The following is a 10253-nucleotide window of genomic DNA, read 5'->3' on the forward strand; positions in this document are numbered from 1 at the left end:
TCGGTGATCTGCGCGACCGCGTCACGCTTGAACTCGGCGCTGAAATTGCCTTTGCCCATCTCGGCCTCCTTGCCTCAAAATTAGGGAAGAAGGCGTCTACGAATCTAGGGGCTATTCACTTGGTGGGAACCATACGATATAGGTAACGCGCGAGCTATATATATAGGCCGCTTCCGTAACTCGGGCGTTTCAGACGTTCCGTAAGGGCCTGCTGCCATGAATTGCGTGTCCAGTTTCTTAGCCTCGATGCGCCCGCCGTTCCTCCCATTTCGACCGGGCTAGGTTGTGTCAGTGGATGGTGCTGCCTCTGGTTTCGTTCTCAGCAAGCCATGCCTCAGCCGCTTCCTTTCGGATGCGTTGAATGCCGCCGATTGTGACAACGGCGGGTGTTGCGCCTTGGCGCTTGAGTTTGTGCCAGGTGGATCGGCTAATACCTACAGCCTGACAGAAGTCAGTCACGGTGAGCAGGGGTGAAATGTCCATATTTTGCGGTCCATGTGTGAGCAGATACGAGCCATAGTAGTGTTTTAGCAGCTACAGCTCAAGGAACAAAGACCGAACATGGCGAAAATTATGCAATTACGTAAATCCGCATTTGTGCTGTAATCATTCTTCTTCTTTTTCTTCTAGAATCTTCTTACTTCTGGTCGCGTAATGCGCTGATCTAAAAAGGGAAATCAGCCAAACTCTTAGGGATCGGGCGAGAACGGATTAGTTTTAGGGCGGTTATCCATTAGTTTTGGGGCGGCTTACGCTTAGGAATCGGGCGGTTTGTGCGCCACCTGGATCGAGGCACAAAACCTTGCCTCTGGCACGGCTTTACTCTTAGCTTTGAGCGAATCACCAGCTAACGGAAAGCCATTGTCGGAATCGAACCGCCCCAAAACTAATAATACGCGGACGCTCGATGTCGCTCCGAACCTGGGCGAGATGGTGAAGCCTGCCGAGCTGATCGAGGTTAAGGGCGCGTCCAGGCTGACACTGGCAGACCGGCGGCTGTTCAACGTGCTGCTACGCCATGCCTTCGGGCCTGACCTGGCGTCAGAGAACAGGCGCTTTGAAATCGCGGTTGCTGACCTAAGAGAAACGCACGAAAGCAATGATCGGCTGGTGCAGTCGATTGAAGCCCTTATGACGACCGTGGTGACGATCCAGCGCCCGGACGGATCAACCGACCGCGTGCAGCTTCTGGGCTGGAACAACCTGTCAGACCCCAAGCGGAAGCGCGGCAACCTCAAGTATTCGATCCCGCCCGAGCTGGCGTTGCTGCTCAAGGATTCCACCGTCTTTGCCAAGCTAGAGTTGGAGGTGCTACGGGCCTTCACCTCGAAGTATGCCCTAGCCCTCTATGAAGCCGTGGCGCGGCGTGTGAGGCTAAAGCATGTGTTCACCGAACGGTTCGCCTTGGATGACTTTCGGGAACTCTTAGGCGTAGAGCCTGGGAAGCTGGAAACCTTTGGCAACCTGAACCAATACGCGATCAAGCCCGCATTGCTGGAAGTGAACGCCCTGTCAGACTTCACTGTGACCGTAGTGCCTGAGAAGACCGGGCGGCGCGTCACCGGCGTTCTGATCGGCTGGGGGGCGAAGGACATTGAAGGTCGCAAAGCCGCTTACGCTGAATTACAGCGCCCCCGTGTAGGCCGAAAGGCGCGGATCACCGGAACTGTTGAGGACATGTTGCCGCCGGAAGTGATCGAATAATGGCTGAGCAGGGCTTCATATATATCCTGACCAACACGGCTGACAGAAATGCCATCAAAGTTGGGAAAACCAACAATCTGAAGCGGAGACTAGCTGAGCACAACAATGCTTCCAATACTATCGGGACTTGGAAGATGCATTGGTCGCTGGAAGTGCCAGATACCAAGTCAGCAGAACGATTGGCACTCGGTTCACTCAGTCGGTGGCGGGTAGAAGGGCGGCGTGAACAGTTCAAGTGCAGCCCTCAAGAGGCTCAAACAGAAGTTTCTGTAGCCCTGTCCAAGTGGTCGAACTGGGGAAAACAAGAAAAGCTTCGCCGCGAAAAACAAGCCGCAGCTGAACGCGAGGTGCGGCTTCGACAGCGGACAGCGGCAGAACAGGCGCGACAGCAGGAAAAGCAGCGAGCGGAGCAAGAAGAGACATTCAAAATGCTATGCCAGACGTTTCCTGAAAGACGTGCGGAATACGAGCGAGCCAAGCAGATTTTAGCCGGTGAACAATCCGTTCCGTATCCTCTGAGATTCAATGATATATACCTCTTGGGCCTGCTTTTTCTGTCTGTTTTTCTATACTACTCAGGTGAACCAGCTGTTTGGCTGCGACTGCCTGTTTTCGCTGCCTTTGCCTACGGTTTCGTTGCATTTCTTGATGCAAAGGACAGGTTCTCTGACTGGAGACGTCAACGCGATCCCGCCGCATACGCAGGTACCATAGAGAATTTTGAAACAGTGTACCCTAACGGAACTCCACCCAAGTCACCTGATGATCTTTGGTTTCTCAAGACTCAAGAGAGACAAGTTTAGGCAGCGCAAACCTCAGCTCCGTTTTTCGCCGTTAGTATATTCCGCACGGTGGTCGCGTGCCATTTCCCGCCCCGAGCGGTTTTGATCTCGCGTGCGTTCAGCTCCGCCGCAATCTGGCGAAGGGATGCGCCCCCTGCCCTGATCTGCTCGACCACCGGCGACACGTTCTCAGCATGGGCCAGCGCCCGCGCCTTGTTCACCGCAGCCCCCTTACGTACCGCCTGACGCTGCTCAGAAGCCCGTTCAGGGATAGACCAACCCAGTTTGACCCCCCGCGCCTTCGCCGCTGCCAGCGCCGCCTTGGTGCGCTCTGAGATTGCGCGACCCTCTTGTTCCGCGACTGCGGCCATGATGTGCAGCACAAAGCGGTTCGCCTCAGGCATATCCGCCGCCGTGACCTCGACCCCGCTTTCCAGAAGGTTCGCAATGAATGCGACATTGCGGGCGAGACGATCCAGCTTGGCAATGAGCAACACGGCCCCTGCCCGCTTCGCCTCTACCAGCGCACGCACCAACTCAGGACGATCTGCACGCTTGCCGCTTTCCACCTCGACAAACTCCGCCACGACCTCGCCCCGGCCCAGGACATGCGCCGCAACCGCCGCACGTTGCGCTTCCAACCCCAAACCGCTCTGGCCCTGGCGTTCCGTTGATACGCGAAGGTAGGTGACGAATTTCATAGCATGGGTCTCTCAGTCCTAGGGGTAATCTTAGGGTGTATAAAAACCCTACGTCCGTTGTGTTCTTATACATATGTATGCGTTTACGTAAATACGCAAATATGCGTATGTGAAATTATGCGTTTGCGGCTCTGCGCATTTGCGATAGATTCCCGAACTATGAAAACGATACTGATAGCCGCTCAGAAAGGCGGGGCTGGTAAAACGACGCTGGCCCGCAATCTGTCCGTTGCCGCCTCTCTGGACGGCAGGAAGGTGCTTTGCCTCGATCTGGACCCGCAAAGCTCACTCAGAGGATGGTGGGAAAGCCGTGAAGCCGAAACCCCGGCCATGCTGGACCGTGACCCCGCCCCTCACGCGCTACGCGCCACACTGGACGCGGCCAAGGCGCAATTTGACCTCTGCATAATCGACACGCCACCAGCGGCCCCAGAATGGCTATCTGAGGCGCTTGGGGCGGCTGACCTGGTGTTGATCCCGGTTCGGCCCTCTCCTGACGATCTACGGGCCGTGGGTGCGACCATAGCCGCCGTGAATGCTGCGAAGGCGCCTTTCGCCTTTGCCTTGTCTCAGACCCCCCGTGCGCGGATCACTGAGGAAGCGGCCCGCGTTCTGGCGCAACATGGCAGGGTTGCCCCGGTGAATGTCGCTCAACGTGTCGCCTATGCAGAAACCGGCGCGACCGGCCAAGGGGTATCTGAGACAACCGACGACAAAGCGGGGGCAGAGATTGCTGCCCTATGGGATTACGTGAAAGGGATTCTGAATGGTTAAGAAACCCGTGGCCCTCGATGGCCTGTTGAACACAGAAAGCCGTCCGACCGATACCGGCATACCGCAACGCGGGGCAGGGCAGGGGGTGGCTCAGGACAAGAAACCGACAAAGCGTCCAAGTGAGAAGCGGCTGACGCTCGCCCTCGATGGTGAGACCTACAAACGCCTGAGGCTTCATGCCGTCGAAACCGACCAAACGCACCAGGCCATTTTGGAAGCTGCTCTTTCAGAATACCTTAAGCGCGCAAATGCGTAGTTACGTAATTATGTGAATGGCTTTTATGAACCTTTTCAACCGCAAGACCCTTGCACGCCATATCAAGCCCGCTTCTGTTCCCGAAGATCACCTAGCCGCCCTCGATGCCTGGGCCGGACTGATCCGGGATGGCCGTATCTACACGCTGAAAGAAGTCGCCCTGCATGGGCAATTCACCGCGAAAATCGTTGAAGGCGTTCTTGGCTATCACGGCCCAGCCGGGGGTGCTGAATACACGGTTGCGACCGAACAGACGATCCTTCGCGGAAGCGTTGATCTGGCCCTTGGCCGCTTTGGTGGAAAGAAGCCTGAAATCCTGGCCCCGTTCGAGCTGAAGGGGGCCGACACGCGCGACCTCGATGCAATCATGCCTGGGCGCAACAAAAGCCCCGTTCAACAGGCGTGGGAATACGCCATGAACGCCCGTGGCGTGAAGTGGGTTCTGGTGTCCAACTACATCGAGCTGCGCCTCTACGGGTTTGGCGAAGGCACCGCCGCCTATGAATCCTTCAGGCTCGACCAGCTCACAGCACCCGACGAATACGCCCGCTTCATGCTGCTCTTGTCGGCAGAAAACCTTCTGTCAGGCCGCACGCTTGATCTGCTCAAGGAAAGCCGCCGCGAAGACAAGGACATTACCGATAAGCTCTATCGGGACTACAAGGCGCTGCGCCTTCAGCTCTTAGGCGCGGTTCAAGAAGCTGACGACACGATTGAAGCCCTGGACGCAATCGCGCTGGCCCAGAAGATCCTCGACCGCGTGCTATTCATAGCCTTCGCGGAAGATACCGGCCTTTTACCTGACAACACACTTGCCGACGCCTTCACCGCCCGCGACCCCTATAACCCGCGCCCGGTCTGGGAGAATTTCAAGGGCTTGTTCCGGGCAATCGATCTGGGCAGTGAGGAACTGAAAATCCCGCGCTACAATGGCGGTCTGTTCCGCCCGGATGAGGCTATCAACGGCCTCGATCTGCCGGACGCAATCTGTGAGGGTTTCAAGACCCTTGGCGAATACGACTTCGCGTCCGAGGTATCCGTCACCGTTCTGGGCCATATCTTCGAACAGTCCATTGCAGACGTGGAGCGCCTGCAAGCCATCGCGCGCGGCGAGGAAGAAAAACAGGAAAAGACCAGCGGCACCAGCGGGCGGCGCAAGCGGGATGGTGTAGTTTACACGCCCGATTATATCGCCCGGTTCATTGTGGCCGAGACCCTGGGCGCTCATCTGAAAGAAGCCTTTGAGACGATCCTGCGCGACCATGCCAAAAAGGATGCGGACCTCAGCGATTACGCTACAATCCCTTGGCGCAGAAAATCGGCCGAGCTGGAATCCTGGCAAGCCTACCGCGACCGTATCAAGACGCTGCGCATTGTCGATCCGGCCTGCGGTTCTGGCGTGTTCCTCATCATGGCGTTCGACTTCCTCAAGGCTGAGCTTTCCCGCGTGAACGAGAAGATTGCCGAGCTGGAAGGGAAGGCTGGCTACATAGACGACCTGCTCGATCCCGATAGCGAAATTCTGTCGAACAATCTCTTTGGCGTGGATGTGAACGCCGAAAGCGTCGAAATCACCAAACTGTCACTCTGGATCAAAACCGCACGGCGCGGGAAGCTGCTGGACAGCCTGTCGGGGAGTATCCGTGTCGGGGATAGCCTGATCGAAGACAGCAACTTCGCTTACCTCGATCACGCCTTCACCTGGGAAACCGCCTTTCCCAGCATCTTTGCTGAAGGCGGGTTCGACGTTGTTCTTGGCAATCCGCCCTATGTCCGCATGGAATTTCTGAAGGAGCTGAAGCCCTATCTGGAAACCCGCTATGAAGTCGTGTCTGACAGGGCGGACCTCTACTGCTATTTCTATGAACGGGGCCTGCGGCTACTCAAACCGGGCGGGCGCTTGGGCTATATTTCCTCGAACACATTCTTCAAGACCGGCTCGGGCAAACCGCTGCGCGAATACCTTCTGCGGGATGCCACGATTGAGGGCGTTGTCGATTTTGGCGATCTGCAAGTGTTCAAGGGCGTGACGACCTACCCGGCGATCCTGACCTTGAAGCGCGGGACCGCGCCAAAAGATCATGAGCTGCGGTTCTGGAAGGTGGACGCGCTACCGGACACGAATTTCCTGGCAGGCTGGGAAGCCGCACAAGGCCCTTACCCGCAAGCGGCCCTTGGGGCCGGATCATGGGAGCTGGAAAACCCCGCGTTGCGGGCGCTGCGCGAGAAAATCAAGGCAGGGCACAAGACACTGAAAGAGGTGTATGGATCACCGCTGCGCGGCGTAGTGACCGGCCTCAACGCCGCCTTTGTGATCGACACGCCGACCAAGGATCGGCTCTGCGCTCAAGACCCGCGATCTGCCGAACTGTTAAAGCCATTCCTGGAAGGCAAAGACCTGAAACGCTGGCGTGGGGAACCGCGTGGGCTTTGGCTGATCTACATTCCCAAAAACCGGATCGACATAGAAGATTACCCGGCCATCCGCGATTGGCTGTTGCCATTCAAGGAAGGCTTGGAGAAGCGCGCAACCAAACAGGAATGGTTTGCGCTGCAACAGGCGCAGGAAACATATGCGCCACACTTCTCCGCGCCTAAGATTGCCTACAAGGACATTGGCGACAGCTCCCCGTTCCATGTAGACACAGAGGGCTCGTTCATGGCGAACACAGGATACTTCATCCCAAGCGGTGAACACCACCTCACCGCCTATCTGAACTCCAAGTTGCTTTGGTTCACCTACCTGAACGTTAGCGCCCAGGTTAAGGGCGGGTTTGTTCGGTTTTTTTCAAACCATCTGGGCGAAATGCCCATACCCAACTGGCCGAATGCCACGAAGACAGAACTCGCGGCGCTATCGGAAAGGGCGCATGTCGCAGCTCAGACCCGCCTGAGATTGCAAACCGCCTTGACACGCCGCATTCCTGACCTTTGCCCGCCTGAACGGGAACCGAAGCTCAATACCAAGCTCAAGGAATGGTGGACCCTGCCAGACTTCGCCGCTTTCCGGGCCGAGGTGAAGAAGGCGTTCAAGGCCGACATTCCGCTGTCTGAGCGGTCCGACTGGGAGGACTGGATCACCCGCGACCGCGCCGAGATTGCCCGCCTCACTGCTGAGATTGCCCAAGCGGAAGCCACGATCGACGGTATTGTCTATGAACTGTTCGACCTGACACCGGATGAAATCGCCCTTCTGGAAGCCTCGATCTGATCCGCCAAGCCTTTCCTTGATAACGGAAAACGGATTTTAACTCTCCTTCCCGGAACCCGCCCAGCCCGAACCGACCCCATTTATCGGGGCGGTTTGGGCGCAGGTCTGTCTCTTTTTTGAGGGTGCGCACTAAGCCGCTGGCGGATCGTATTCTGTAGGGCGCGTGATCGTCTTGCCGTCAACTTCCAGCTCAGCGGGCAGAAGGGAGCTCCGCACACGTCCCACTGTCATCTCAAATAATGCGGTGGAGTTTCGGCCTTTGCGCTTAGGCGGCGCGACAATGTCGATTTGTTTGCCCGTCGCTTCTGCTCTTGTCAGTCTTACAGCCTCATTCAGGTCTGTATCTGCAGATATGACCAAGGCCCGGTCGAACCTGTTCTGGAGGCCATCTGCCATGAGATGAACTCCGATATTCACATCGGTTTCTTTTTCTTCGTGAGCATTGTAGCGCACGCCGCAGCTCTTGCACTGCATGGGTTTTTCTTTGAAGCGGCCTTCGATGAACTCGACACCCCGAGATTGCAGCGCTGCAACATACCTCTGGTGGCGCCGGTAACTGGGCTGCATCCAGGTCGCGTATGCCGAAAAGTATTTGACAGCCGTCACCACCTCGTTCTTGCGGACCAGCGTTGCGGACACTGCCCAAAGATCAAGCCATTTCAGGTGGTTTTCACCTAGATCATCGAGTGCGTGGTAGAGGTTAAACCCGTCGATATAGACCGAAACACGCCTTACAGCCATGCGTTCACCAAACCAAAAATGGAAAAAGCCGCCCTTCCGAGCGGCTTATCCGATGGCGCGAACCCCACCGGTTAGATAAGTCATATTTAGCACCGAAAAGCGTTGACGCAAGCCTAATGTGTCGTTTGGCACTGGCCAAGCGCACAAGGGTTGCATGTCAACCTCAGCGCAACGCCTCCCGTGCGACCTGCGATCTTAACCGGGTTCCGTGCGGCCATGAGGCGAGCCAAAACCAGGTGAGAAGCGTTCTGGTTGAAGCGCTTCGGTGCCTCGATCTACAATGAGACGGCAAGCCTCGTAGCATGTGAAGTTAACGTTCCTATTTCTTGCCAACTTCGCCCCTCTAAATCCGCCTAGTTTAGAAACGGCCGGACAGGCGGTTCAGGTGGTCCATGATCCCGACCAGGGCGCGATCTGACAGGGCGTCGTGTTTTTGGCAAAGCCGCTCATAGGTGCGCCAGTGCATTCCCTTAGGCTTGCCCCAGTCGCCGCCTTCTAGGATGCCGCCAGGCCAGCCCATTTTGTTCCTGATGCGATCTGCCTGCCGTGCTGCTCGATCACCCGGCTTTTCCCGCTGCGAAGGATAGGCCAGCCGGTAGCAATAACGACACGCGAAGATTGCCCCACCGTAGAGGATAGCAACCCGGCGACCGCAGCCCCGAGCCGGGCAGAGGAACCAGTGACGGACGCCGCCCATGTGGCAAGGCGTGGTGTCGAGATAGATGGGATAGCGTTCGGGTTGCCATTCCCCGCCTCGATCCCGGTGGCGATAGTCCAGGATCACGCGCCCCGGCTCAGACTGGATGTCGATCGAACCTGTCACCTCGCCACCGCGCGACCAGGTAATCCGGCGATTGTCTCCAGAAGCCAAAAGTCCCTCACGTTTCAGCCATCGAATATCGATCGAACGGTTATGTTCGGTTATATCTGCTCCAACCTGACAGTGGCGCCCGCTACCTACGCCGCCCATCTCTCACCTCAGATTTTGCCGAAATCATTTGGAAACTTACCCTGGTATTGGCTCCGGCTGTTTGTGCTTGGAAACAGGCATTTCCGGAGATGCATCTGAGAGGCGCACAGAGCGCCGCTGAGCGCCCGTCTCACAATTACGGTAGCACCACCCATACCTCAAACCCTCACCCCGCTTAAATCGCCGCTTTGCGCCGCCTTTACAGCTTGTTTGAGTGGGCGGGCCATATCGAAGCGTTTCTTGAGTGCTGCTGTACCCCTGATCTGGCCTTGCGGCGCATCGTATCTGCCAGACCTTTCGCGGCCACCAAACGCCCGGCCTCTAACCGGCTTGCAGGTATTGGGGACTAATTTACCACGAAACATGCATTCAGACGGTTCGCCCTTTCCAAGATAGGCGGCAAGGTAGAAGCCTAATTGTTCTGGGCGCGTGTCTTTGGCCAGGTGCCACGATCCCCAGATGCTACATGCGAACTCGCCTTCTGTTCGCCCCTGCGCTTTGGTGCGGGGCGTATGATCTAGGGGTTCACCAAGAAGGTCGGAGAGGTAGGACGCGATAGCTTTCCGCTTTCCATGCGGAAGATGAAAGGCAAGGTGCCAGTGTTCGCCCAGATCCGATGTTACTTCGCGGACCCAGAGATACTGGAAGCCGCCGCGACATCGTGCACCAACCCATTTTCTCAGCAACTCGACCAGATAGGCAATTCGCTCGACGGGTGCTTTTGTAAAAATGGAGGTGGCGTTGTCGTGATAGTAGAGAGACGACCAACGAACCGTGAGTAGCGTGTTGATCGGGAAACCGAGAATTGCCGCGCACTTTGCCGCTTCTATGAATTTGGCCTGAGAACCAACCGGCAAGCCATCCGTGCGCTTTTCTGGCGGCTGGGTCGTTTTGGCGATCTTACCGACCACCGCGTCCAGCGGGTGCGCTGCGGTTACGGCTTCGAGAGCCGCCCCTTGCGCAACCACGTTTACGAGCGTGCCCTTTTGTGGGGCTTTGAATAGCCCCGCGTTTCCTAGACGCCTTCGGGTCTCGGTTTCCGCTGCCGTTCGAACTCTACGGGCGACAGCATCCCGTTTCTCGCATGCTTGCGCTTCGGATTGTAGAACATCTC

At 56.9% G+C, this 10253-nt stretch carries 9 protein-coding genes; 5 read left to right on the plus strand and 4 right to left on the minus strand.

Translation table 11 applies throughout. From position 1 onward, the window contains the following. Positions 1–861: 861 nt before the first annotated feature. Together PAF17_RS19645 and PAF17_RS19650 are read left to right on the plus strand one after the other, a co-directional pair. Positions 862–1704, plus strand: coding sequence for a replication initiation protein (locus PAF17_RS19645; RefSeq protein WP_271890762.1), 843 nt, complete (start codon positions 862–864; stop codon positions 1702–1704). Then, positions 1704–2507 carry a GIY-YIG nuclease family protein gene (locus tag PAF17_RS19650; RefSeq protein WP_271890763.1) on the plus strand — a complete coding sequence of 268 codons (804 nt, stop codon included), beginning with the start codon at positions 1704–1706 and terminating at the stop codon, positions 2505–2507. The genes PAF17_RS19645 and PAF17_RS19650 overlap by 1 nt, the downstream gene beginning before the upstream one ends. Here the strand turns inward: PAF17_RS19650 and PAF17_RS19655 are convergent. Further along, complete coding sequence (locus tag PAF17_RS19655) at positions 2504–3187, minus strand: recombinase family protein (RefSeq protein WP_271890764.1); 684 nt, start codon at positions 3185–3187, stop codon at positions 2504–2506. The genes PAF17_RS19650 and PAF17_RS19655 overlap by 4 nt on opposite strands. Positions 3188–3346: 159 nt before the next feature. Between PAF17_RS19655 and PAF17_RS19660 the strand changes: the two genes are divergently transcribed. Genes PAF17_RS19660 through PAF17_RS19670 form a run of 3 tightly spaced genes read left to right on the plus strand, consistent with a single transcriptional unit; the run spans position 3347 to position 7428 of the window. Continuing rightward, the gene (locus tag PAF17_RS19660) at positions 3347–3961 is read left to right on the plus strand and encodes a ParA family protein (protein ID WP_271890765.1); all 615 of its coding nucleotides are present in this window, start codon (positions 3347–3349) and stop codon (positions 3959–3961) included. Beyond that, on the plus strand, positions 3954–4217 hold the full coding sequence (locus tag PAF17_RS19665; protein ID WP_271890766.1) for a CopG family transcriptional regulator: 264 nt from the start codon (positions 3954–3956) through the stop codon (positions 4215–4217). Before PAF17_RS19660 ends, PAF17_RS19665 begins: the two co-directional genes overlap by 8 nt. 16 nt (positions 4218–4233) lie before the next feature. After that, positions 4234–7428, plus strand: coding sequence for an Eco57I restriction-modification methylase domain-containing protein (locus PAF17_RS19670; protein ID WP_271890767.1), 3195 nt, complete (start codon positions 4234–4236; stop codon positions 7426–7428). A gap of 129 nt (positions 7429–7557) precedes the next feature. Here the strand turns inward: PAF17_RS19670 and PAF17_RS19675 are convergent, their stop codons facing one another. The 3 genes from PAF17_RS19675 to PAF17_RS19685 all read right to left on the minus strand — a co-directional run. Then, positions 7558–8169, minus strand: a complete 612-nt coding sequence (locus PAF17_RS19675; protein WP_271890768.1) for an NYN domain-containing protein — start codon at positions 8167–8169, stop codon at positions 7558–7560. Positions 8170–8527: 358 nt separating this feature from the next. Next, entirely contained in the window at positions 8528–9139 is a 612-nt protein-coding gene (locus PAF17_RS19680) for a hypothetical protein (protein WP_271890769.1), read from the minus strand. 158 nt (positions 9140–9297) lie between these two features. Further along, on the minus strand, positions 9298–10253 hold a 956-nt coding region (locus PAF17_RS19685; protein ID WP_271890770.1), incomplete at its 5' end, for a hypothetical protein.

It is taken from the genome of Paracoccus onchidii, from assembly GCF_028294535.1.
Taxonomy (GTDB): Bacteria; Pseudomonadota; Alphaproteobacteria; order Rhodobacterales; family Rhodobacteraceae; genus Paracoccus; species Paracoccus onchidii.